This window comes from Pectobacterium cacticida (assembly GCF_036885195.1).
Lineage (GTDB): Bacteria > Pseudomonadota > Gammaproteobacteria > Enterobacterales > Enterobacteriaceae > Pectobacterium > Pectobacterium cacticida.
In genome coordinates this window covers 2,418,656-2,441,961 of sequence record NZ_CP133656.1, presented here as the reverse complement: position 1 = coordinate 2,441,961, position 23,306 = coordinate 2,418,656, and the positions used below count along the sequence as shown (strand labels likewise).

The 23,306-nt window shown below is 53.8% G+C and carries 18 protein-coding genes and 2 pseudogenes; 9 read left to right on the top strand and 11 right to left on the bottom strand.

What is annotated here, in order from left to right; all coding sequences use genetic code 11:
* Window position 1: 1 nt before the first annotated feature.
* Genes RFN81_RS11305 through RFN81_RS11290 form a run of 4 tightly spaced genes read left to right on the top strand, consistent with a single transcriptional unit; the run spans window position 2 to window position 3,625 of the window.
* Complete coding sequence (locus RFN81_RS11305; RefSeq protein WP_264495944.1) at window positions 2-1,291, top strand: ABC transporter permease; 1,290 nt, start codon at window positions 2-4, stop codon at window positions 1,289-1,291.
* Window positions 1,281-2,420 (top strand): ABC transporter permease, encoded by a 1,140-nt coding sequence (locus tag RFN81_RS11300; RefSeq protein ID WP_319800176.1) that lies wholly within the window; start codon window positions 1,281-1,283, stop codon window positions 2,418-2,420. Before RFN81_RS11305 ends, RFN81_RS11300 begins: the two co-directional genes overlap by 11 nt.
* 4 nt (window positions 2,421-2,424) lie before the next feature.
* Window positions 2,425-3,141: an ABC transporter ATP-binding protein gene (locus RFN81_RS11295; protein ID WP_264495942.1), complete on the top strand. Its 717-nt coding sequence runs from the start codon at window positions 2,425-2,427 to the stop codon at window positions 3,139-3,141.
* The gene (locus tag RFN81_RS11290) at window positions 3,128-3,625 is read left to right on the top strand and encodes a TlpA family protein disulfide reductase (RefSeq protein WP_264495941.1); all 498 of its coding nucleotides are present in this window, start codon (window positions 3,128-3,130) and stop codon (window positions 3,623-3,625) included. Before RFN81_RS11295 ends, RFN81_RS11290 begins: the two co-directional genes overlap by 14 nt.
* A 35-nt stretch (window positions 3,626-3,660) precedes the next feature.
* Here RFN81_RS11290 and RFN81_RS11285 read toward each other — a convergent pair whose 3' ends face one another.
* Window positions 3,661-4,638 carry a DMT family transporter gene (locus tag RFN81_RS11285; protein ID WP_264495940.1) on the bottom strand — a complete coding sequence of 326 codons (978 nt, stop codon included), beginning with the start codon at window positions 4,636-4,638 and terminating at the stop codon, window positions 3,661-3,663.
* A 369-nt stretch (window positions 4,639-5,007) separates the two neighbouring features.
* Here RFN81_RS11285 and cbl point away from each other — a divergent pair, with 369 nt between their 5' ends.
* Window positions 5,008-5,961, top strand: a complete 954-nt coding sequence (gene cbl, locus RFN81_RS11280; protein ID WP_264495939.1) for an HTH-type transcriptional regulator Cbl — start codon at window positions 5,008-5,010, stop codon at window positions 5,959-5,961.
* 118 nt (window positions 5,962-6,079) lie between these two features.
* On the opposite strand, the gene RFN81_RS11275 is transcribed toward cbl, so the two are convergent.
* Both RFN81_RS11275 and RFN81_RS11270 read right to left on the bottom strand, forming a co-directional pair.
* Complete coding sequence (locus RFN81_RS11275) at window positions 6,080-7,183, bottom strand: iron-containing alcohol dehydrogenase family protein (protein ID WP_264495938.1); 1,104 nt, start codon at window positions 7,181-7,183, stop codon at window positions 6,080-6,082.
* Between the two features lie 117 nt (window positions 7,184-7,300).
* Window positions 7,301-7,672: pseudogene (locus tag RFN81_RS11270) on the bottom strand (ABC transporter permease); the annotation flags it as partial.
* Between RFN81_RS11270 and RFN81_RS11265 the strand changes: the two are divergent.
* Window positions 7,668-8,456 (top strand): annotated as a pseudogene (locus tag RFN81_RS11265) (D-cysteine desulfhydrase family protein); the annotation flags it as partial. The pseudogenes RFN81_RS11270 and RFN81_RS11265 sit on opposite strands and share 5 nt — an antisense overlap.
* Complete coding sequence (locus RFN81_RS11260) at window positions 8,453-9,169, top strand: aspartate/glutamate racemase family protein (protein ID WP_264495937.1); 717 nt, start codon at window positions 8,453-8,455, stop codon at window positions 9,167-9,169. The pseudogene RFN81_RS11265 and the gene RFN81_RS11260, both read left to right, overlap by 4 nt.
* Before the next feature lie 151 nt (window positions 9,170-9,320).
* Here RFN81_RS11260 and RFN81_RS11255 read toward each other — a convergent pair whose 3' ends face one another.
* The 8 genes from RFN81_RS11255 to RFN81_RS11220 form a co-directional block, all read right to left on the bottom strand.
* Entirely contained in the window at window positions 9,321-10,661 is a 1,341-nt protein-coding gene (locus RFN81_RS11255) for an anaerobic C4-dicarboxylate transporter (RefSeq protein WP_264495936.1), read from the bottom strand.
* A gap of 522 nt (window positions 10,662-11,183) precedes the next feature.
* Complete coding sequence (locus RFN81_RS11250; protein ID WP_264495935.1) at window positions 11,184-12,539, bottom strand: TolC family outer membrane protein; 1,356 nt, start codon at window positions 12,537-12,539, stop codon at window positions 11,184-11,186.
* 2 nt (window positions 12,540-12,541) lie between these two features.
* Window positions 12,542-13,900 (bottom strand): HlyD family type I secretion periplasmic adaptor subunit, encoded by a 1,359-nt coding sequence (locus RFN81_RS11245; protein ID WP_264495934.1) that lies wholly within the window; start codon window positions 13,898-13,900, stop codon window positions 12,542-12,544.
* A gap of 65 nt (window positions 13,901-13,965) precedes the next feature.
* Window positions 13,966-15,816: a type I secretion system permease/ATPase gene (locus RFN81_RS11240; protein ID WP_264495933.1), complete on the bottom strand. Its 1,851-nt coding sequence runs from the start codon at window positions 15,814-15,816 to the stop codon at window positions 13,966-13,968.
* Window positions 15,817-15,985: 169 nt separating this feature from the next.
* A complete protein-coding gene (locus RFN81_RS11235) occupies window positions 15,986-16,606 on the bottom strand; it encodes a heme acquisition protein HasA (protein ID WP_264495932.1) in 621 nt (206 codons plus the stop codon).
* A 117-nt stretch (window positions 16,607-16,723) separates the two neighbouring features.
* Complete coding sequence (locus RFN81_RS11230; protein ID WP_264495931.1) at window positions 16,724-19,402, bottom strand: TonB-dependent receptor; 2,679 nt, start codon at window positions 19,400-19,402, stop codon at window positions 16,724-16,726.
* 255 nt (window positions 19,403-19,657) lie between these two features.
* Complete coding sequence (locus RFN81_RS11225) at window positions 19,658-20,611, bottom strand: FecR family protein (RefSeq protein WP_264495930.1); 954 nt, start codon at window positions 20,609-20,611, stop codon at window positions 19,658-19,660.
* 99 nt (window positions 20,612-20,710) lie between these two features.
* On the bottom strand, window positions 20,711-21,220 hold the full coding sequence (locus RFN81_RS11220; protein WP_264495929.1) for an RNA polymerase sigma factor: 510 nt from the start codon (window positions 21,218-21,220) through the stop codon (window positions 20,711-20,713).
* Window positions 21,221-21,482: 262 nt separating this feature from the next.
* Here RFN81_RS11220 and RFN81_RS11215 point away from each other — a divergent pair, with 262 nt between their 5' ends.
* Both RFN81_RS11215 and patD read left to right on the top strand, forming a co-directional pair.
* Window positions 21,483-21,650: a hypothetical protein gene (locus tag RFN81_RS11215; RefSeq protein WP_264495928.1), complete on the top strand. Its 168-nt coding sequence runs from the start codon at window positions 21,483-21,485 to the stop codon at window positions 21,648-21,650.
* A gap of 102 nt (window positions 21,651-21,752) precedes the next feature.
* The gene (patD, locus tag RFN81_RS11210; protein WP_264495927.1) at window positions 21,753-23,177 is read left to right on the top strand and encodes an aminobutyraldehyde dehydrogenase; all 1,425 of its coding nucleotides are present in this window, start codon (window positions 21,753-21,755) and stop codon (window positions 23,175-23,177) included.
* Window positions 23,178-23,306 lie beyond the last annotated feature (129 nt).

The window sequence follows — 23,306 nt, the reverse complement described above, 5'->3', positions numbered from 1 at the left end:
TATGCTGTGGCGATTGTTGCGCCAGTCCTGGCGTAGAAATATTCGGCGTAAATCACTGGCGGTATTGACCGTGTTTCTGGCCGCGGGGTTGATCTCCGCGCTGCTGGCGGTCTCCATTGATATCGGCGATAAAATGGCGCGCGAGATGAAATCCTATGGCGCGAATATTTTGATCGAGCCCGCCGGTCAGGCGGCGTTGCCCGCGCTATTTGGCGAACGCAGTAATCCATTGGAAGGGCAGGATTTCCTGGATGAAGCCGAACTGCCGAATATCAAGGATATCTTCTGGCGCAATAATATTGTTGGCTTTGCTCCGTTACTGAGTGGTGATGTCGAGATCAATGGGCAGCCGATTTCCGTACTCGGCACGTTCTTCTCGCAGCCCGTCGCCGTACCCGATGAAGAGGACTATCGCACTGGGCAGCTCACCGTCAGCCCATACTGGCAAGTTGCGGGGCAATGGCCGCAGGAACCCGTGACGGCACTATCCGCGGCGCAAACGCTGGTAGGAAAACAACTGGCCACTCAAATGGGGTGGCGCGTTGGCGATAAACTCATGCTGCACGGCGCAAAAGGCGATGCCACCGTTGAGGTGAGCGGTATCCTCAGTAGCGGCGGTGATGAAGAAAACCGACTGGTGATGCCGTTGGCGACGGTACAGTCGCTGTTAGGGTTGGCAGGGAAAATTCAGGCCATTCGCGTGTCGGCGCTGACCGTACCGGAAAATGAGCTGTCACGACGCGCGCGGGAAAATCTGGAAGCGTTGAATGCCGAAGAGTATGACCTGTGGTATTGCACCGCCTATGTTTCTTCGATTGCGCACCAGCTAGAAGAAGCGATTTCCGGTGCGGTGGTGCGTCCTATCTGGCAGGTCGCGGCCTCGGAAGGTGTGGTGATTGATAAGATCCAACTGCTTTTGGCGGTGGTGACATTTGCTGCGTTAATTGCCTCGGCGATGGGTATTGCGTCGTTAATGACCAGCACAATCATGGAACGTGCCAAAGAAATTGGGCTGATGAAGGCGTTAGGGGCACGGCAATGGCAGATTATGCTGCTGTTTTATCTTGAAGCGGCGCTGAGTGGTTTGGCTGGCGGTATTGCCGGTTGCGTCGCTGGATGGGGGCTGGCGAAAGCGATTGGATTGATGTTGTTTGACGTCCCGTTAAGCTTTGCCTGGATTGTTATCCCGTGCGTGCTGGTGATTTCTATGTTGATTGCCATTATTGGAACATGGTTCCCGGCGCGGCGTATCGCCCGGCTCTATCCGGTAGAGGTGCTCTATGGCCGTTAAAGGATGGACGGACAGCATGTTTTGGCGCCTGGTATTCCGCGCGCTACGGTTGCGGATGCAACGCGTTAGCGTGGTGTTTGCCGCGCTGATGGTTGGCGCGGCGATTGTAACGGCGATGTCGGCGGTCTATTTCGACATTAACGCAAAAATGAGCCAGGAACTGCGCACATTCGGTGCGAATTTCTACATTGGCCCGGCGCGCGGCAATACGATCCCGCTAAGCACTTTTCAGCCGATTATTGCTAACGCGCCTGCGGGGCTAATCAATGCCGCCAGTCCTTACCTGTACGGCATGGCGCGCACGGAACTGGAGAAAGTCGTGCTGATGGGCGTCAGGTTTGAGTCGTTACGCCAGTTGGTACCGTACTGGCAGGTTAAAGGCGGCTGGATTGGGGTAAGTTTCGATGACCGCAACGCGATGATCGGCGTGAAGTTGGCGGAACGCCTTAATGTTCACGTCGGCGATAGCATCACGTTGGTTAGTGACGGTGCGAAACAGCGATTACAGATTAAAGGCGTCGTGGAATCTGGCGAGGCGACGGATAGCATGCTAATCGTCAATCTGGAATTGGCGCAAAAGTGGCTGCATAAAGATGGCGTAATCAGTAATGCGCTGCTGAGCGTCACCAACGATTTAGGGCAGGTCGATCGTTTTGCATCTCAACTTCAGCAACAGTATCCGCAATTGGAGATTCGTCCAATCCTTAAAGTATCCGCATCGGAAGGCCAGGTATTGGATAAAATTAAAGGGTTGATGGGGCTGGTGTCGGCGGTGATTCTGGTGCTTTCGTCACTGTGTGTGAATACCACGCTGATGGCGATTGTCGGCGAACGCGCGCGTGAATTTGCCTTACAAAAGGCGCTGGGTGCGAGCGGACGCGACATTATTCGGCAGATGCTGGCGGAAACCGGCATCATCGCGCTCGCCGCGGTCGTGTGTGGTTCACTGCTCGGGTATCTGCTGGCCCAGGTATTGGGCATGGCGGTATTCAATGCCACGATTTCGCTGCGCTTGCCGGTGTTCCCGCTTACGCTGGTGCTGTCTTTACTGGTCGCTGCCGTAGCAGCGGTAGTCCCCACCCGGCGGGCGATTTATGTCGAACCGGCCAAAGTTTTGAAAGGAGAATAGTGCGATGTCGGTAGCGATAAACGATCGGGACAGCGGGCAGGCAACGGAGGCGGTGATTGAAACGCGCCAACTCTATAAGCGCTTTGGCCAGGTTACGGCGCTGGATAATATCAACATTCGTATCGCACGCGGTGAGTTTGTCGCCATTATGGGGGCATCCGGTTCCGGTAAAACCACGCTAATGAACATCCTCACCTGCCTGGATACGGTGAGCGAAGGCCAAGTATTGCTGGATGGCATCGATGCCGCCGCCCTCGATGAAGAAGGACGGCGTCAATTTCGTGCCGATAAAATCGGGCTGGTTTTTCAACAGTTCCACCTTATCCCGTTTCTAACGGCGTTAGAGAACGTGATGTTAGCGCAGCATTACCACAGCGTGGTCGATGAAGCGGCGGCGCAGCGCGTGCTGGATCAGGTTGGTTTGGCGCATCGTATGAATCACTTACCAAGCCAGCTTTCCGGCGGTGAACAGCAGCGTGTGTGTATCGCCCGTGCGTTGGTGAACGAGCCTCCGGTGATTTTCGCCGATGAACCGACGGGGAACCTGGACGAAGAGAACGAACAGCGCGTGCTGGATCTGCTCAACGATCTGCATCGACAGGGGCGAACCATCGTTATGGTGACGCATAACCCAGATCTGGGGCGGTTTGCTGACCGTATTATTCGTCTGCAACACGGTAAGTATTTTGGTGAAGAGGTGAATCATCATGAAATGGCGTAACGGTATTACGGCGCTTTGCCTGCTTGGGGCGGTGGCCCTGAGCGGTTGTAAGGAAGAACAGGTTAGCGTAGGGGCGCAAGCACCCGCGCTGGCCGCCTACGATCTGACAGGACAGCAGGTGGATCTGTCTCGCTGGCAGGGTAAAAGCGTCTATCTGAATTTCTGGTCGTCTGGCTGTGGCGGGTGCATGGTTGAAATGGGGGCGTTGGAGAAACTAAGCCAGCAATATGGCGATAAAGTGGTCGTGGTCGCGGTGAACACCGATCCGGATGGCGTGGATATCTCCGCTATGCTGGCGCACCACAGGGTGACCTATCCGGTGGTGCGCGATCAGTTAGGCATTACTAAAGAGCGTTATCAGGTTAGCGGTACGCCCACCTCATTTATCATTGATGCACAGGGTAAGGTAATCGATCAGCACCAGGGCGCCAGGGATGAAGCGCAACTCACCGCATTGTTTCAGCAATTGGTTCACCGGACATAACAACTCGTTTTCCTTGCTGCTTTTTCGGTATTGATTTATTCCGCCCGTGAAACCGGTATCTGAATGTCTACCACGACAGGTTCTGGTTTCACCCGCATGGCGGAAATCACGCCGACAATCAGGCAGGTAATCCCGCAAAGCGTCAACAGTGGCGGCCAGGATTGTCGAATGATGAAGGCATAGGCCAGCCCCGCCAGCGTTTCAAACACAATCAACGGCCCCACCAGCACTGTCGGCAGGCGTTGGCTGGCCTCATTCCAGAATAGCGTGCCAACCCACGAGCAAAACAGACCAATGGCGATCATAAGCGGAATGAACACGTCGGGGCGCGGGCCGAATGGCAGACTAAAAGCACGATCCGTCAGCGCCAGATGGCCGCATACCAGAATATATCCCAACAGCGCCAGCGGTAGCGTGACCAATCCTTGCGCCGTAGCCCAGGTGGTTGGCGTATGGCCTTTGTGGTCACGGAGCCAGCGGGCATTGCGCAGCGGATACCAGGTCCAGCACATCATGGCGCAAAACGCCATCGCAATACCGCTGGCATAGCGCCATAAATCGAATGGGACCGTGTTTCCTTGCAACTCGGCAATATTGACGCAAACCAGTCCTGCGGCAATCAGCGATAGTGAAGGAAGAAGGCGACGCCAGGCTACGCGACCGTCGTGCTGGCTATACAACAGGTTGGCGGTTACGGAAATCACGACGGGCAATGTACCGATAATCATCGTCGCAATGGGGGCGCCGGTACGCTGAATCGCACTGGCGAGTAGAAAATAGTACAGCAGGTTGCCAACAGCCGAGAGTTTTATGGCTTCCTGCCAGTCGCGGCGGGTGAGTTGGCGCAGGCGGCGGCGATCGAGCCACGCCAGCGGCAACGCTATCAGCCCAAAGGCCAGATAGCGCCCTGTGGATTGCAATGCGGCAGAATAATCCGGCACGAGCAACGGCCCAATAAAAATCAGGCCCCACATCAATCCGGCAGCAAGCGCAAATAAAATCCCTATCAACATGATAAACCTATTCGTGAGTAACCGTGCGTCGCGCCAGCCAGATATCGCGACGGAAAAGCGTGTAGGCGGCGGTGGTTGGTAGTATAGCGTGAGAAGCTATACCTGAAAGAAGAATAAAATCACCGCGGCCAATAGATCAGAAAAGCATAAATAATAGCGAAAGATTTGATTGGCGCAGAGGATAGTATCAACGTTAATTTTCCAACATATTGATATTGAATAATATGCTTATTTCGTTGTTCGCTAATTTGCTTTGGCGTAGGTATCGTTAGTATAAAAAAATATAATCAACTCCATTTGTTTATTTGTTTTAGCCCTCATTCCTTGGATCAATATTACAATCTGTAATAAAGCATAAGGGAGTGAAAGGTGAACTTTCAGCAACTAAAGATTATTCGTGAATCAGCGCGGTGCAACTACAATCTGACCGAGGTAGCGAATACGCTGTTTACCTCTCAATCCGGCGTGAGTCGCCATATCCGCGAGTTGGAAGAAGAACTGGGGATTGAAATCTTCATTCGTCGCGGTAAACGGCTGTTAGGTATGACCGAACCGGGAAAGGCGTTGCTGGTGGTGGCCGAGCGTATTCTGAATGATGCGGGCAATATTCGCCGATTGGCGAATGTGTTTACCAATAATGATACGGGCCAGTTGGTCATTGCAACCACGCATACGCAGGCGCGTTACAGCCTGCCACCGGTGATTAAAGCCTTCCGTTCGCTGTACCCACAGGTGCGTCTGGTGCTGAATCAGGGCACGCCAGATGAAATTGTCGCCATGCTGCACTCTGGTGAGGCCGACATCGGTATTGCCAGTGAACGGTTGATTAACGACCCTTCACTGGCGGCATTTTCTTATTATCGTTGGCACCATGCGATCATTGTTCCGGAGCAGCATCCTTTGGCACAAGAACCGGTAATTACGCTGGACATGCTTAATGCCGAACCGTTGATTACCTATCGACATGGGATCACCGGTCGTTCACGTATCGATCGCGCCTTCCAGTCGGTAGGGATGTCCCCGGATATTACCTTGAGTGCTCAGGATTCTGATGTGATTAAAACCTATGTCGAGCTAGGGCTAGGCGTGGGGATTGTGGCTGATATGTCTTATGATTCGGCGCGTGATAGGGGGCTGGTGCGGCTGAATGCCGAGCATCTCTTTGAGGCCAACACCGTTTGGTTGGGGCTAAAAAAGGGGCAGTTACAGCGTAACTATACCTGGAAATTTATTCAGTTGTGTAATACGGAACTGTCGCTGGACGAAATCAAAGACAAGGTGTTTTCGGATAACGATGAAGCGGTAAGCGATTACCAAATCTGAATTACGGTATTGTTTCCTAACCCGATACCCAGCCAGCAGGGAGAGTCCGGTAGTATTTGACATCGCCTATATAGCGGGTGCATCGAGTGATCGAGGCACCCGTTTTTTTAACCGATTCTCATGCCGCGTGGCTATTTTTTACGCCTGTTTCTAACGTTTGCGTGCGCCACAGCGCCTGTTGGATTCGTTCAGCATCCGTGGCGAAAGGTAGTCTTGAAGCAATTTTCGGTGCGATTTTCACATGCTGTGCGATCTCTTCCACCCGCTGTGGGCGCTCGTTCAGACCGAGGGCGCTTAGCGTTATCGGGCTGCCGTAGCGACGCAGTTGGGCGACGAGTTCTTCGCGGTCAGCGTCGTTATCGTGTTCCAGAAATGCCTGTGCGGCCAGACCAAAACCGACTTTCTCGCCATGCAGCCAGTCGTGCAGTTCCGGCAGGCGCGTCATGCTGTTGTGAATGGCATGGGCAACGCCGATGCGTGGCACCTCATCTTTCATACTGTTCGCGACGCCCGCCAGCGCGATAACGGCATCGATCACACGGCGCAGCGCCGGCGTGACCAAACCTAGCTCGTTATCTGCGATAGCCTGTTCGCCATAGGTATTAAATGTTTCCACAGCCAGTTTCGCCGCCTGTGCTTTAAGCGCTAATGCCAGCCCGTCGTCGCCGTGACGCAGATAAGGTTGGAATTCATACCACTTCGCCATCGCATCCACGATACCGGCTTTGAGATAACGCGAAGGGCTCTGAGCGATGATCTCGCTATCCACCAATACCCACACCGGTAATCGCGTCAGCGAAAAGGGGCCGTTGTGTGCGCCGCTGTCGCTGTATATCACGCTGATCGGTGACCAGGCGGCGCAGGTAGCGGCAATGGTGGGTACGGTAATGACGGGCAACTGTCCCACAATGTCGCCGACGGCTTTGGCGACATCCAGCACACGCCCGCCGCCAATGCCCAAAATCAGTTCTGCGTTGAAGGCGCGCGCCTGTGCGGTCAGCGCTTCTATCGCGGGTTTGGTGCAATCGCCCGGCAAAAATTCGACCTGATAGCGTAAGCCGTGTTCATTGAGGCTACGTTCGACAGCATCCGCCGTCGTTTTCCACGCCTGTGGGCTGGTAATAATCAGTATTGTGCTGGCATAGGGCGTTGCGTAGTCACCGACAGAACGAATGACGCCGTCACGATTTAGATAGGTTTGTGGCGCTTGTATTGCAATCATGCTCGCGATCTCTCATCTCTAGGTGAAAAGACAAATTAGTTGTAACAGCGACATCGAGCGCCGCAAAAGAACAATTCTGGCTATCAATGGCTAGACTTCGCATAACCAGAATGACGTTTAGCGCTGCATCCCCCAGCGTTTTACCGTGATCTTTTCGATGGTGGCAAACACCAGCCCTTCGACCAGCAGGCCGATGATGATGACGGACGCCAGTCCGGCGAAGACACGATCGGTATAAAGCTCATTACGATTCTGGAAGATATACCAGCCTAAACCACCGTTGCCGCTGGATGCGCCGAACACCAGCTCTGCGGCGATCAATGTGCGCCAGGCAAAGGCCCAACCGATCTTGAGCCCAGAAATAATCGACGGCAGCGCCGCAGGGATTAGGATGGCATTGATATAGCGAAAACCAGTCAAACCATAGTTGCGACCCGCCATGCGCAGCGTTTCCGAGACGCCAAGAAAACCGGAATAGGTGTTCAGTGCCCATGTGCGGCAAACCATCGCGGCAGCGGCCACGCTGGGATTAAAAACTAAAGTACTGCTGGAAAAGCGCGTTGAAGACTACGGCGAAGATTACCAGCGATCCGGCAATGTGCTGCTGGATAGTCTGCTGGGAGGGGAAATTATCGATCACTTGCCTGCGGGGACGGATATGCAGCAGGCGATGGAAGAACTTGCGGAATCGTTACGCAAAGACGGCTTTCGGCCTTACGTGATTCCCGGAGGGGGGTCTAACGCGATAGGGGCGTTGGGCTATGTCGCCTGTGCCGAAGAGTTGCTGTTTCAATCTAGCCAGCAGCGCTTGCGTATTGACCGCATCGTTCATGCCACCGGCAGTACAGGAACACAAGCCGGGCTGGTCGCTGGATTGACGGCAACACATAGCCAAATTCCGTTGTTAGGCGTTAGTGTCAGGGCGCCTAAAGCAAAACAGGAAGACGCTGTGTACGCGCTAGCGCAGCGTACTTGGCAACATTTGGGCATTACGGACGCGCTGCCGCGTAGTGCTGTCCAGGTGAACAGTGACTATGTGGGGAAAGGGTATGGTATTCCAACGGAAGGGACATTGGAGGCGCTCAGGCTAGTGGCGCAATTGGAAGGGATCTTGCTCGATCCGGTTTATTCCGGCAAAGGCATGGCGGGGCTGATCGATCTGATTCGTCAGGGACATTTCCGCGCCGATGAAAACATTGTCTTCATTCATACTGGTGGGTCAGCCGGGCTGTTTGGCTACCGTCAACTGTTTGAACAGACGGCCGCGCGATGAGTTCGCTGCTGATTGGGGTGCTGGGTGGCATGGGGCCGCTAGCGACAGTCGATCTGCTGCATAAAATCATTGAAGAAACACCGGCCGGCCGCGATCAGGATCATGTGCCGGTGGTCGCCTGGAATGTGCCGCAGATTCCAGACCGCCAATTGGCACTGGCAGGAACGGGCGAGACGCCATTACCGGCGCTATTGCATGCTATCCGGCAACTCAATCGTTTGTCGGTCAGCCACATTGTGGTGCCCTGTAATACCGCGCACTATTGGTTTGACTCACTGGCCGATGCGAGCCGCGCGCCGTTGATACATATCGCCGACGCAACGTTAAACGCCATCGACCAGTTAGACCAAACCGAAGATGTGCCACACAAGATTGGCTTGATAGCAACAGAGGGGACGCTTAAGGCTGGGTGGTATCAGCAGCGTTTCGCCGCGCATCTGGGGGCAGAAACCATCGTGCCAGATGAACAGCAAATGGCGTCATTCTTTGTGCCGGGGTGCTATGCGGTAAAACGTGGTGAATTAGCGCGCGGTGGCGAGTTGTTGGATCGGCTTGCGACGCAGTTGGTGGCGCGGGGGGCGGAACGCCTGGTGCTGGCCTGTACGGAAGTCCCGCCTGCGCTGGAGACGGTATCATCACGCTGGCGAGATATCAGTATCGATCCAACACGGGCGTTAGCGCAGGCTTGTGTTCGTATTTGGCTGCAAAGCTGACATCCTCCCCGCCCTGAAGGACGGGGTTTTACGGCACACCTGATAACGGCGTTTTGCAACATCGCTTGCCACGGCGTGAGGGGCGCGTAGCGGAGGCACGCTATAAAAACGCCGTCCATTGCTGGACGGCGTTTAGTGTTAGCGAACTGAATTACAGGAAACCGTACATTGCGGCGAACACCCAGCCAAAGATACAGGAGGTGGTTACGCCAATAAGCCCTGGAAGAATGAAGCTGTGGTTGATGACGAAGCGACCAATTCTGGTCGTACCGGAGCGGTCGAACTGGATGGCGGCCAGATCGCTTGGGTAGGTTGGCAGAATATAGTAACCATAGCAGGCAGGTGCAGACGCGACGATATAGGCCGGATCCACGCCGATTGCGAGCGCTACAGGAACAATGGCTGCCAGCGCGGCCGCCTGCGAGTTGACGAATTTGGACACGATCAGCAGGATAATGGCGTATGCCCAGGGGTAGACTTTCACCAACGACCCCAGCGTCGCCTTGATTTCATTGAGGTGAGCGCCGAACATCGTCTCTGCCATCCAGGCGATGCCGTATACCGCAACGATAGCGATCATCCCTGAACGGAACACTTCATTCTTTGAGATGGATGCCGGATTGGTTTTCGTCGCGATAATGATGAGGGCGCCGGAAAGCAACATAAACATCTGAATTACCAACACCATCGACAGCGGCTTACCAGAAAAAGCCGGACGCAGTTCCTCAACGGCGCCCAAAATGGCTACCGCTGCGATCGTCGCCAGAAAGATCCACATTGCTACCCAGTTACTGCGCGGCAGCTTTTTATCCAACAGCGTGGCCGTATCGCCATAAACGTACTGTTTGTTTTCGGGATCGGCGATGAATTTCTGAAAATCTTCATCCTTATCCAGATCCTTACCGCGGAACCAACTGAAAATCCCAATTGCCAATATACCTAACAGCGTAGAAGGGATAGTGATGGATAGCAGATCGAGGAACCCCAGGTGTTTGCCGTGAAACGTGAAGTTAGCCAGCATGGCAACCAGCGAGACCACGGCGACGGAAACCGGGCTGGCGATAATGCCCATTTGGGCACCGATTGAACTGGCCGCCATCGGCCTTTCAGGACGAATATTATTCTTGATGGCAACGTCATAAATAATGGGCAGGATGGTATACACCACATGTCCCGTACCGCATAGGATGGTCAATGTACAGGTGACAAACGGTGCAATAATTGAGACGTATTTGGGGTTACGCCGCAACATACGCTCCGCGATTTGCAGCATCACATCTAACCCGCCTGACGCCTGTAATGTTGCCGACGCGGCCACCACGGCGATGATGACCAACATGACGTCAACTGGCGGTTTACCCGGTTGTAATTTGAAAATAAAAACCAAAATAACCAGTCCAATCCCGCCTAATAAACCCAGCGCGATCCCGCCTTTTCTTGCCCCGTAGAAAAGGCAGATTAGGACGATGACTAATTGAACGATAAAATCCATAGTAGCCTCATTGCATTGCTTTGTAAGATAAAATGATAAATTAGAATTAAAATAGGTTAATTTTTACTGCGGGTACTATAGGGGCGGGGTGTTATTGCTTTTCTTGATCTAAGTCTATTAATTTTTTATCTGCTATCTATTTTATTACAATAAAAGATCTTGATCCCAATAATCGGACTTGTTTGGTTTATTTAGTTTTTTAACTGTAAGTTTATTTTTTTAATCGGGCTGCTGAATTTCCCTCTCGAATTTTGTTAATTTTTACGCGTTAAATGGTGCTTTTTGTTTTTATTTTGTTTTATTTATGTAATTTTATTGTGTTTTTTGTTTGGTTAATGTTGGTTTTTGAGAGTGAAAAATACGGAAACACCACGATTTTTTCTACCTCTAATGAAGTATTCTTTATATTTTATTGTTTTTAAATGATTAGTTAGGCGATGAAAAAATAATTTCTTTTTAAGAGATGACGTCAACATCAGACAACTGACGCCAGAAAAAATAAAAAGGAGTACGGTGGTGTCGTTATTTTTTTTCAAAATAGGTCGCTAATTGACGCAATATTTTTTCATCGACAGTACCCGCATAATAATGCAACTGTAGCCAAGCAGTCAGCCAGGTATAGCGCGCTTCAGTAAGATCACGGCGTGCGCCGTAAAGTTGCTGTTCGGCATTCAGGACATCAAGATTCACACGTTCTCCCCCTTGAACACTCTTTCGCGTGGCGGTGACCAGCGCCAGCGCCGATTTTTCCGCGAGCGCGTAAGCGCGGATTTTGGCCTGGCTGCTGGTGACCAGATTAAACTGGCGACGCAGTTCCGTCTCGATCGTCGCTGTCTGTTCGTCCTTTTGCCGCGCGGTTTGCAGGTAGCGCTCCTGTGCCTGACGCGTCTCGGCAGAAACACCGCCCCCGGCAAAAATTGGTACGCTGACGCGGATGCCAATCGATCGCGTATCGTATTTCTGGTTGTAACTGTTTTCGGTGTCCGACTGCGTATTACGCGTGCTGGCAACCAGTGTAACCTGCGGCAGATGACCCGCTCGATTTCGTTCAATACCGTATTTGGCCACGGCTAACGATTGATTGAGTGCTAATAGCTGTGCGTTGTGGCGTAGCGCTTGCGATTGCCAATGCTGATAGTTAGCGGGTTGAAGCGCCAGCGGCTGAAAATGTGGCGTTAACGTAGCAAGCCGATCCTCGCTAACGGGCACTCCCAGTAATGTTTCCAGTTCACGTCGGCTAATATCCAGATTGTCTTGCGCTTCGATAAGCTGCGCTTCCGTCAGGTTGACCCGCGCTTCAGTTTCCAGCATATCCGTACGGGTGCCTTCGCCTTGCTGAAAAAGACGTTGATTCAGTTGATATTGCTCGCGATAGGCGCGTTGCTGAGCTTGAACCAGTGCGATTTGTTCTTGGCTAAACAACACGTTGGTGTAGGCTTGAAACAGACGTACCAGCAACTGCTGGCTGGCATCGCGCAGTTGTTCATCTGCCAGCACAGCGCTGGCTTCCCCCTGCTGGTAGCGTGACCAGGCCGCATAATCGATCAGCGGCTGTTGTAAGGACAGGCTGGAAGCTCGGCTAGTGTAATCGCGATTTGACCGTTGACCACCTGCCGTTACCGTGGAGTCGTTACGTGAATGGCTGTAATCATAAGTGACTTTCGGCAATAGCCCGGCTCGCCCGATGTTTTTCTCTTCGCTGTCGGCATTACGCGCATGCACGGCAGCCTGAAAGGCCGGATCGTGGGTGAGCGCCAGCTGCCAGGCTTCCATTAATCCTAATGCCTGACTCGGTGCGCTATAGAGTAGCGAGAGAAAAAAAGAGACAGCATAGCAGCAGAGCATCGTCGCGTAATACATAGATGTCAGACGCAGCATGATTATTCCTCGGTCAGCGCCAGATGCAGGCGATCGGCAAGTGGTTTAAACAGATAGTTGAGCAGGGAACGTTCACCAGTGCGAATAAAGGCTTCTACCGGCATGCCGGGACGCACGTCCAATCCGGCGAGCTGTTGCTTGCCCTGTTCGTCGACCCGAATACGCAGTGCGTAATAGGGTTTTCCTGTCTGTTGTTCGATGAGTTGGTCGGCACCGATCAGGGCGACGATACCGGAAACGCGCGGCGTCGTACTTTGGTTAAATGCAGAAAAGAGTAATTCGACCGGTAGCCCGTTACTGACTCTATCCACCAGGGCAATAGGCAACTGCGCGTCAATCAAAAGCGGTTGTCCATCGGGAACGATCTCCATCAGCATTTGCCCGCTATTGACTACGCCGCCTTCGGTATGCAGCGATAGTCCGACCACTGTGCCGCTGACAGGAGCACGAATGTAGGTATTCTGGAGCTCGTACTCTGCTGTTTTCAAGCGCTGGGTCAGATCCTGTATCAAACGCTGTGTCTCGGTGAGTTGGGTGCGCACCTCTTTCTGGTATTCGTGCTGGCGTTGCTGGAGCCGCTGTTCCAATTCTACGACCTGCTGTTGGCTTTGTGCCTGATTATTGCGTTCCTGTGCGATTGCGCCCGCCAACTGGGCGGCCTGGCGTTCAACATCTAACAGACGATTACGAGGGATGTACCCCTCCTGCGCCAGCGGACGTAGTCCGCGCAATTGTTCGCTGATGATCTGGAATTGCAATTGACTGCTGGTTAGTAATGCTTGCGACCCCTGCGACTGCGCTTTTGCCCCGCTAATGGCAGCCTGCATTGCCGCACGTTCCTGTTGCAGCGCGGCGCGACGGCTGATGAAAAGCTGCTGCTGGGCGATCTGCATTTGTTGTGGGACGGTGCTGTGCAACGCTGTGGGGGCAGGGAAGACTATCGTACTCAGATCGTCGCGTTCCGCCCGCAGGCGCGCTTCGCTCGCGTGCGCCTCCTGAAGCTGGGTGACGAGATTGTCGCGCTGCGCCTGCGCGGGCGTTTGATCTAACGTGGCAAGAACTTGTCCGGCCCTCACACGGTCTCCATCCCGCACGGTAAGTGAAGCGATACGTCCGTTACTGACAGGCTGCACGGCTTTACGATTATCCGCGACAATGACCCGCCCGGACACGGCAACGCCTTTATCCAACGGCGCAATGCCAGCCCACAGCAGCAAACCACCAAAGCCGACAATCACCAGCCAGAGCCCTTGCTTTAAATAGCGCCTGGCATCGGTATGTAGCGGCAGCGCCTCAACATTATTCTCAACCTGGGTGAGGGGATCGGTTGGCGGTGATGTGACTTCGCGTAACGCGGACATAGTTATCCTCTTCTTTCCATTGATGTATTTATGGCGATAAGTTTTTGTTATTAGTACGCTAAACCTCATTTATCCGGAGCGGGGCGGCGTGGCGTCGGCGCGCTATACACCATGCTCAGCCCGGCGGAAGCGAGTCCCTTTGGGGTAGCGGCGTTGGCGGAGTCGGCTGTCTTAGCCGGGGTAGGATTGGCGCTGGCGGGTTTAGTTATCGGTTTGTTCGCAGAAGTATTGGCGCGCTGGAGTTCTTTCAGCACGTGCGCTGTTGCCCCGAAATACTGAATCTGTCCGGCGCGCAGAACGAGTAGCTTATTGGCGCAGGACAACAGAGCTGGCTTATGCGTGATCAGCACCTGCGTGCTTTTGGCTTTCTGCTGGGCGGCAATCGCGGCCAATAAGGCTTTCTCGCCGTCATCATCGAGGCTGGCATTGGGTTCATCCATCACAATCAGGCGTGGCTGGTTGTAAATGGCTCTGGCCAGGGCGATACGCTGCTTCTGACCGCCGGATAGCCCCGCCCCGCCTTCGCCTAGTTGGGTATCGTAGCCCTGCGGCAGCCGCAGAATCATCTCGTGAACGCCGGCGGTGATGGCGGCGGCAACGATCTTTTCTGCATCCGGGTGAGTAAAACGGGCAATGTTTTCGGCGATCGTCCCGCTGAAAAGTTGGACATCTTGCGGAAGATAGCCGATAAAGCGGCCTAAATCGCCTTTGTCCCATTGGTGCATATCGGCGCCGTCCAGCCTGATTTTGCCGCCGAGAGCGGGCATGGCGGCAACTAACAGGCGGGCGAGAGTGGATTTACCCGAACCAGAGGGCCCTAACACGCCGAGCACATCGCCGGGAAACAGCTCAAACGTGATATTGGCGAGTATGGGAGTACGCGTGTTGGGCGCGTTGGCGCTGAGCTGTTCTACCTGAAGTTTACCTTGCGGAGCGGGCAGAGACATGCCCGCGGCGCGTACTGGATGAGCATCGAGCAAACGGTTGACACGTTGCCAGGCAAGGCGTGCCTGCATCCACTGCTTCCAGACACCTATAATCTGATCGATCGGGCTAAGTACGCGGCTCACCAGAATGGAACCGGCAATCATCATGCCGGGTGTAATCTCACCGTTGACAGCCAGCAGCGCACCTAAACCCAGCATTAGTGACTGAAGCGCCAGCCGGGTACTCTTGGTTAGCGAGGTAATAGTGGCGCTTTTTTCGCTGGCGATGTTCTGATAATAGAGAAACGCCCGATGTTGCGTCAGCCAACGCTCACGCATCGCTTGCAACATGCCCATGGCTTCGATGGCGTCGGCGTTGCGCAGGTTAACGCTGGCTTGTTGCGTCGCCTGAACCGTAGTTTTAGCGGCTAAAGACAAAGGTTCGCGCGTGAGTTTTTGATTTAGCCAGGCCAGCGTAATCAGAATGATAGCCCCTGCTAGCGCCATCACGCCCAGCCAGGGATGCAGTAAGAAGATCACCAGCAGATACACCGGAAACCACGGCGCATCAAAGAAAGCGAACAGCGCATTCCCAGTCGCGAACTGGCGCAGGGCGGTCAGATCGTTTAAGGCTTGTCCGGCGCTCGCTGAGCCATTCCTGAGATTGCTTTCAAATGCTGCATTGAAGATCCGCTGATTCAGTCGCATATCCATCTGCGTACCGAGGCGAATCACCACGGCGCTGCGTACCCATTCCAGTAAACCCATCAATAAAAACAGCCCCAGCATGATGATCGTCAGCATCGCCAGCGTCATGGTGCTGCTGGCAGGCAAGACGCGATCATAGACCTGAAGCATATAAATTGCCGGCGCCAGCATCAGCAGATTGATCACCGCGCTGAACAGGCCAATTCCCCAGAATCCCTGACGGTAGGCAGCCAGTGCATCAATAATCTCCCGACCTGATGAAGCCGGATGGGATACAGTCATGGGATGTTCCTTCTTCAATAAATAGTGCGTCGTCGTTGGCCGTACTACTATTGACGCGGTTTTTCAGCCGTCCTTACAATGAGATAACCACTGCGGTGTTTGCGCTCACTTCACCGCAATGGTGTGCTTGCTATCAAACGGCTAAAAGCGTCATCTTTTAGCCGTTTTCTTATGCGGCCAGCAGATCGACGGTAGTATCGGCAACGCCGACGACGTCGACCACGGTATCGGCAGAAAGCGCAGCATCGGAGGCTGCTGTTGCGAAGCTCAGGCTATCCAGGCTGGCGTTAATATCGATACCTGCGTTAGTCAGCGCATCCAGCAGCGGCTGAACCTGGCCGCTCATCAGGCCGTAAATCACGTCATGAACGACACCGCGATCGCTCACGGTCAGATTGGCAACGTCTGTGGAGAGATCCAGTCCGCTGAAGGTGACTTCCGGCTCAGCAAGAGAGTACGTGGTGCCCGCGGTGGTGCCGCCTTGCAGGACGTTCCCGAAGGACAGGCTGTCCAGGTCGCCGTACAGCGTGTGGGCTGGAGGTGTGAAGAGGCTATAGGTCAGATCCCCGCCGGCAATGAGCGCGGAGAAATCGTTCTGCGTACTCGTGATCGCATATTGAGTACCGTCTATAAAGGTATCGCCGCCGTAAAAGCCCCCGGTATTATTGCCACCGACTTGTGTATTACCCGCGGTATGGTTAACGTCACCAAACGCTGCCGACCATTCAGTCAGGTAGCTGGCAATGCTGTAATTGGCATAGTAGGCATCGTAGGTAATTGCAAAACTCATAATAGATTCCTCATTAACTAACGATCTACAGGCACGGTCATCCGTGTCTGTCGTGAAAGAGGATGAGCCATCCCATCCCCTTTGTTTTCCTGCCTCCCGCGTGGGGAAACAGGGAAATTAGAATCGGTACTCCACGCCAGCCTGCACTGTTCTGCCCCGGCTTGGCGTGTAACCCAGTGATTCGCCATAGCTCACGATGTAAGTACGGTTAGCGATATTCTCGACGGAACCGCGTACCGTCAGGCTGTCGGTCAGACGATAGCTGGCGTACAGATCGTAAACCTCATATTTGGGCCAGTCGGCTAAATAGGCGGAGTTGGCCGGTGCGGCAGCATCCTGATAGCCGGGAGCGAAGCGCATCGTGACGCCCATATCCAGCTTGCGATCGAAGACTCGTGTCCCCAGCGTGACGGAACCGCGGTCGCCCGGCAGATAGGCCGCGTTGCTGAATAACAGCGTTTTCTGACAAGAGAAATCGCTAGCTGTGGTATCGACAGGCGTAGAGTAGTAGTTGCCTCTGGAACCGCCGACGGTCGTGACGCCGCCCATCCAGGCCACCGGCGCACAGAAATCGTTATTGCCGATCATGTGGGTGTAGGTGGCATCGACATATAAAAAGCCCGCGTCGTAATTAAGCTGGTATTCCATGCCGCGGAAGCGACTCTTCGCCAGATTGTTCTGGAACACGGAATTGCTGAGGGAATAGCCGTTATAGCCCGGTTTATTGCGAGCGCCGTTCAGGCTGATGTAGTTGTTGATCCGGGTGTCAAAATAGGACACTTTGCTGACCAGTCTGTCGCCATCAACGAGCAGATTAGGCTGCTGAATATTGAATCCGACCTCCCAGGCGCGAGAGCGTTCTGGCTTAAGGTTGGGGTTTGGATAGAGGTAATAGTTGCCTGCACTGTAGGTGCCGTTGGCAAAGGTTTCGCTGACTGATGGCGGACGCCAGGACAGGCCATAGCTGGTGAACAGCTGTAGCCATTCAACGCCGGGGCGGACGCCAGCAAACAGGGTGGGGGAAAGTTTGCCGTGTTCGTCATCGACATTCCAATCCTGCGTGGTGGTCACGAACGCGGGGCAACGTGCGATTGACCTTTCCTTACAGGGATCCGCGATAGTATAGGGAATTTCCCGATAGCTGATACTGGTGGTGCCGCGTAACCGGTAGCGGTCGTAACGCAGACCACCTTGCAGCGTTACCCATTCGTCGTAGGCGTAATTCAGGTTCGCGAACAGGCTGGCCATCGCACGGTTTCCCTCTGGGGTTGCGTTACTGGCCGTGCTATTGGTGCTGTCTGTCGTGATCTTGTCGTAATAGAAATCCAGTCCGTAGTCAGTTTTCAGATCGTGCGCGCCCTGCTGCCACAGCGTCGAGGTATTCTGCGCTTGGGCGCCGTACGTGCGTAGCCGCGTGCTTTCATGATAGGCACTGGTATTAGAGAGCGCATAGTTATCGGTGTCGTTATTGGTATCGGCGTAATAAATCTTGGCCTTAAAATCCAGCCAGCGCTGATCGTCCGGCTTCAAGCTGTAATCCAGCGCGGTACTGCGTGCCATAATCTCGCTGTGTCCGCTGGCTTTCCAACCCAGTTCGGTATTGGAAAGATTGGATAGCGTCCCTGCGTTTTCAGAAGAGGTTTGCGTTTGCATATAGCTGAGCTGGAAGCGCTGATTGGCAGGCTGATTCCAGCCGACTTTCGCCAGTCGCGAGTGCATGGTGTAGGCCGCGCTGGTCACTTTTTGATGCTTTAAGTTATTCGCCCACTCATTGTAATTAGTTGAATTTCCGGGAATACGGATATTACCGAGGTTGCCATCATTCCCCGGCCAGTAATCTCCCAAATGGCGCTCACTTGCCCCGACTAGAATATCCCCTGTTTCATTGCCTATCGCGAGAATTCCACTGCCAATAAAGTGGGTGCCATTATCGCCAGTACTTGCGTGTAGCTTACCGCCTAGCTCTTTACCTGGTGCCAGAAAATCGCTGGCGCTAGCAGTATTAAATGTTGCTACACCGCCTAGCGTTCCGGCGCTCCCCATGTTATTCGTCGCGCCTTTTTCAACCGTTACGCCGGAGAGTAGTTCGGAATCGATATACATCTGGCCGTTACGCTGACCATAACCCGTTTTCTGGAAATTCTGCCGCATGCCGTCGATATTCATATTGACGCGACCAAAATCCTGAATGCCGCGGATATTTACCGATAATGCGGGATCCTGCTGGCTGACGCTGGAGTAAACACCGGCAGACTGTTCCAGCAAATCGGCCGCGTGGCGCGCCGGACGGTTATCCATCTGTTCGCGCGAAATAACGCTGATGGCGCGTGGCTGTTCGTAGATCCAATCGCCGGGATTGGCGACGCTGACGGCGCGCACCGTTATCACATCGTTGACTTTAGCGGTATCGACGTTGACGGCTCGTGGGCGCAGGGTAATAACGCCATTGCTATCGATCGAAAAGTCGACCGGATTAATGCCGATCATCTTATTTAGCCCCTGCTCCGGGGTATAGCGTCCGTTAAGCGCGACTGACTGCATATTTTCCAGTCTGACGTCGGCAAAAAAGACCTGTAACCCTGCTTGTTCTGCGAAACGTAGTAAGGCGCTGCTTAGTGGTTGTGGATTGATGGAGAAAGCGACGCTCTGGCGAGCCGTCGCTTGAACGCCAGCGGCTGGCGTTTCTGCTTGCACGGACTGAAACGCGCCGGGCAACGAAAGCGCAATGCCGATGGCAAGAGATAGGGGATTAAGTTGTAACAATGCTTGATAGTGCTGTTGTGTGTCTTTAAACATGTCTCACCTGGTCTACCATTCATTCGATAGGTAAATGTCACCAAAATACAAAGGGTTAGTTGCCCTTTAATTCTTAATGGTAATGATAATAAAAATCATTACCCAAATAAGTAGACGGACGAGACGACGGAACCCGTAAAAAAATATTTAAATTTTTTCTAACGCGCGTTGCGACGTTGTGAATACAAAAAACAGGAGAGAGAGACAGCCACGCCTGAGCGGCATGGCAGATTGGGGAAGATAAGGGGGAAAAGATTAGTACAACAGCATGACGCCAGGGAGGGCGACGGTTTTGACGCCGAGTTCCGTGGTGATGGTGTGTAATGCGCCATCTAACTTACTCAGTGAAAAAATGCCGCTGACCTGACGTTGGCGCAGCGCGGAATTCGCGATAACGATGGTCCCCGCGCGATATTGATTGATACGTGCGACCACCGTGGCTAACGGTTGTTGATCAAAAATTAGCAGGCCGCGTCGCCAGTCGCCGCGTTCGCGGCTATTCCAGCCGGGGAGTCGCGCCATTCCTTGTTCGGAGTAACGCGCTGCCTGCTGCTCATCAAGCCGCAATGTTTGCCCGTTAGCCGTGACCTGAACGCTGTGCTCCACCACGCCGACGGTCGCTGTCTCCGCGGTGTTTTGCACCATAAACTGCGTACCGAGCGCTTGCGTTGTTCCCGACGCGGCATCGACCAGAAAAGGCCGTTTTTCCTGGGCGGTCGTTGGCGCGACGGTGAACCAGGCAGAGCCTTGTAGCAGCGTGACGCGTCGCGCTTGCGGCGTATAGGCGAGTGAGATAGCACTGCCCGCATCCATATCGACCCGACTGCCATCCGGGAGCGTCACATGTTTGACCTGATGCGCGGTATGGAAATCCGAGCGCAGCATGAGGATACCGTCTGAAATCCACGTCGTACCGATACTGAAACCCAGTAACAGCAAGGCCGCGATTTTCCACTGCGTCGCGCGATTGACGCGTTTGATGGGAAAGGTTGCTGGCGCTGGTGGTTGCAGCACTTGCCGTTGCTCGACGCTGAGCGACCCTAGCCCATGCCAGAGCCTCCCAGCCTGTTCCAATGCGTCGCGATGGCGTGGATCCAGTGCCAGCCAGTGCTGGAATGCCCGTTCTTGTTCATCATCCAGCGGCGCTTCAGCCAGGCGTATGGCCCATCGCGCGGCGTGCTGCTGGATGTCAGTGGGATAATCGTTCATGTTATAGGCCTGGAGTGTGTAGGGGCTCTAAATAGGTAGACGTTTGACGCCAATAAACCCGTAAATATATTGTGATTATTTCATGATAACAGCACTTTTTCATGAGGCACGGATCGTCATCATTGCCTGTAACGTCATGGCAAGATGCTTCTCCACGGTGCTGAGGGAAACGCCCAACTGCTGAGCAATTTGCGCCTGCGTCATGTGTTCAAACCGATGCAATTGAAAGATTAACTGCGTGCGTTCAGGCAGGGTTGCCAATATGTTAGCCAGACGCTCCAACTCCTGTTGGGCGATAGCCGTTTGATCGAGATGCGGTGTCGTCTCCGGTAGGCCTTCCTGCGCCGCCTCTATATCGTCAAAGGGGAGCGCCTGCCGCCAACGCTGCTGGTGACGGACATAATCGAGTAGTAAATTATTGGCTGTTTTATAGAGATACGCTTTCTTATCTTCTACATCATTCTGCTGCTCTAAGCGTTGCGCCAAGCGCAAAAAGCTCTCTTGTACCAGATCTGCCGCGATCTGAGTGTCACGCAGTTTATGATTGAGATAACGTTCTAACCGTTCTGCATAGTGGTTGAACAACATCCTGAGTTCAGACTCTGACATGCCAACGCCCCACCAGGTCATCTTCCCGCCGACTCTGCGGCAATCGCCCCCTATTTTTTACTGCATTATTCTCTGGCGGGGCGAGCCTGTCCGCTGACATCGACGGGACAAGGGCCTGGGCAAATAAATACGATGTAATTGATAATTATTATCACATATACCCAGGCGAAAAGCCGCGTTAAATCTTCTTCAGACTGACGGATTGTTACCATCGACTACACTTACTATTAGCAGACATATTATTTGATAGAGAGGAATGGCGATGACGACGAAGGATGATCCCAAAGACGTTACGGTGAGCGAAGGGTTAGCAAAGGTGCATGAGGCATCGGGTCAACTGACAGAAGAAGAGATCGACGCGCTGGCGGAGGAAGCGAAACGGGCCGCGGAACAGGCAAAGAAAATGCCGGACAATGATCCCGGCGTCTGATGTGCAATGGATGGGCCGAACGGTACGATGTGGCAGGTTTTTTGCAGGCCCCTGTTACAGAACGCCATGATAAATACGGCGATGACGCTGTAAGGAAAAGGTATGCACGACAAATTACTGATCGAAGGCAAGCTAGTCGCGGGAAAAGGCGAGAGGTTGGAGGTCGTTAACCCAGCAACGGGGGAATGTATTGCGGCTATTGCGCAAGCCGATTTGCACCAGGTTGATGCAGCCGTTCTGGCAGCAGAATCCGCGTTTGCTCACTGGCGGTACACGACGCCGAAAACACGCGCGACATTGCTATTACAGATTGCTGATGCGATCGAAGAAAATGCTGAGACCCTCGCCGAGCTTGAATCGCTAAACTGCGGTAAGCCGTATCACGCGGTACTTAACGATGAAATGCCTGCGGTAGTGGATGTGTTTCGCTTTTTTGCCGGCGCCGCGCGCTGTCTGAACGGTTCCGCTGCGGGGGAATATCTCGAAGGGCATACCTCGATGATCCGGCGCGATCCGGTTGGGGTGGTGGCATCTATTGCACCGTGGAATTATCCGCTAATGATGGCGTCCTGGAAACTGGCGCCTGCGCTGGCGGCGGGAAATTGCGTGGTGTTGAAACCGGCGGAGCAAACGCCGCTGACCACGTTTTATCTGGCGCATTTAGTGGCGCAGATAGTGCCTGCGGGCGTAGTCAATATTGTGTTTGGCCGCGGCGCGGATATCGGTGATGCGCTAACGGGGCATGAGAAAGTGAACATGGTGTCGCTGACCGGGTCGATTGCGACCGGCGCGCATATTCTTGCGCATACCGCCGCGAGTGTAAAACGAACGCATATGGAATTGGGCGGCAAAGCACCGGTGATTGTGTTCGACGATGCCGATATCGAGCAAGTGGTTGATGGGATCCGCAGTTTTGGCTTCTACAATGCCGGGCAGGACTGTACCGCCGCGTGTCGGCTCTATGTGCAGCGTGCCATCTACGATGAGGTTGTGGGGGCATTAGGCAACGCGGTCGCGACGCTAAAAATGGGCGATCCGCATGATGAAGCCACCGAACTCGGGCCGCTGATTACAGAATCGCAGTTGGCGCGCGTGGTTGGCTTTGTCGAACGCGCTAAAGCGCTGCCGCATATCACCGTTGTGACCGGGGGCGAACGCCTGAAGGGGAAGGGATTTTACTTCCAGCCTACCGTATTAGCGGGGGCGAAACAGGACGATGAGATCGTCCAGAAAGAAGTATTTGGGCCTGTCGTCTCCATTACGCTGTTCGACGATGAGGCGCAGGTAATGGATTGGGCTAATGCCTCGCATTACGGGTTGGCGTCGTCGGTCTGGACGCGCGATATCGGACGAGCGCATCGCCTGGCCGCGAGCCTGCAATATGGTTGTACCTGGGTGAATACCCACTTCATGTTGGTGAGCGAAATGCCGCACGGTGGGCAAAAGTTATCCGGCTATGGCAAGGATATGTCGATGTATGGGCTGGAAGATTACACCATCGTACGCCACATCATGATCCGACATTAAGACGATACGCCTACTGGGATAGGCTCTTAGTCGCAGTGGTTCGCCTCATAAAGGGGCGCGCTGGACGTTAGCGGGGCAGCACTTCATCTGGAGGTGATGTTGTAGATACTGATAATGGCTGTGAGACAT

Excerpts from the sequence above, each read along its gene's own strand:
- RFN81_RS11305 (WP_264495944.1), top strand. The coding sequence starts at position 2 with ATGCTGTGGCGATTGTTGCGCCAGTCCTGGCGTAGAAATATTCGGCGT.
- RFN81_RS11300 (WP_319800176.1), top strand. The coding sequence starts at position 1,281 with ATGGCCGTTAAAGGATGGACGGACAGCATGTTTTGGCGCCTGGTATTC.
- RFN81_RS11295 (WP_264495942.1), top strand. The coding sequence starts at position 2,425 with ATGTCGGTAGCGATAAACGATCGGGACAGCGGGCAGGCAACGGAGGCG.
- RFN81_RS11290 (WP_264495941.1), top strand. The coding sequence starts at position 3,128 with ATGAAATGGCGTAACGGTATTACGGCGCTTTGCCTGCTTGGGGCGGTG.
- RFN81_RS11285 (WP_264495940.1), bottom strand. The coding sequence starts at position 4,638 with ATGTTGATAGGGATTTTATTTGCGCTTGCTGCCGGATTGATGTGGGGC.
- RFN81_RS11275 (WP_264495938.1), bottom strand. The coding sequence starts at position 7,183 with ATGATTGCAATACAAGCGCCACAAACCTATCTAAATCGTGACGGCGTC.
- RFN81_RS11260 (WP_264495937.1), top strand. The coding sequence starts at position 8,453 with ATGAGTTCGCTGCTGATTGGGGTGCTGGGTGGCATGGGGCCGCTAGCG.
- RFN81_RS11255 (WP_264495936.1), bottom strand. The coding sequence starts at position 10,661 with ATGGATTTTATCGTTCAATTAGTCATCGTCCTAATCTGCCTTTTCTAC.
- RFN81_RS11250 (WP_264495935.1), bottom strand. The coding sequence starts at position 12,539 with ATGCTGCGTCTGACATCTATGTATTACGCGACGATGCTCTGCTGCTAT.
- RFN81_RS11245 (WP_264495934.1), bottom strand. The coding sequence starts at position 13,900 with ATGTCCGCGTTACGCGAAGTCACATCACCGCCAACCGATCCCCTCACC.
- RFN81_RS11240 (WP_264495933.1), bottom strand. The coding sequence starts at position 15,816 with ATGACTGTATCCCATCCGGCTTCATCAGGTCGGGAGATTATTGATGCA.
- RFN81_RS11235 (WP_264495932.1), bottom strand. The coding sequence starts at position 16,606 with ATGAGTTTTGCAATTACCTACGATGCCTACTATGCCAATTACAGCATT.
- RFN81_RS11230 (WP_264495931.1), bottom strand. The coding sequence starts at position 19,402 with ATGTTTAAAGACACACAACAGCACTATCAAGCATTGTTACAACTTAAT.
- RFN81_RS11225 (WP_264495930.1), bottom strand. The coding sequence starts at position 20,611 with ATGAACGATTATCCCACTGACATCCAGCAGCACGCCGCGCGATGGGCC.
- RFN81_RS11220 (WP_264495929.1), bottom strand. The coding sequence starts at position 21,220 with ATGTCAGAGTCTGAACTCAGGATGTTGTTCAACCACTATGCAGAACGG.
- RFN81_RS11215 (WP_264495928.1), top strand. The coding sequence starts at position 21,483 with ATGACGACGAAGGATGATCCCAAAGACGTTACGGTGAGCGAAGGGTTA.
- patD (WP_264495927.1), top strand. The coding sequence starts at position 21,753 with ATGCACGACAAATTACTGATCGAAGGCAAGCTAGTCGCGGGAAAAGGC.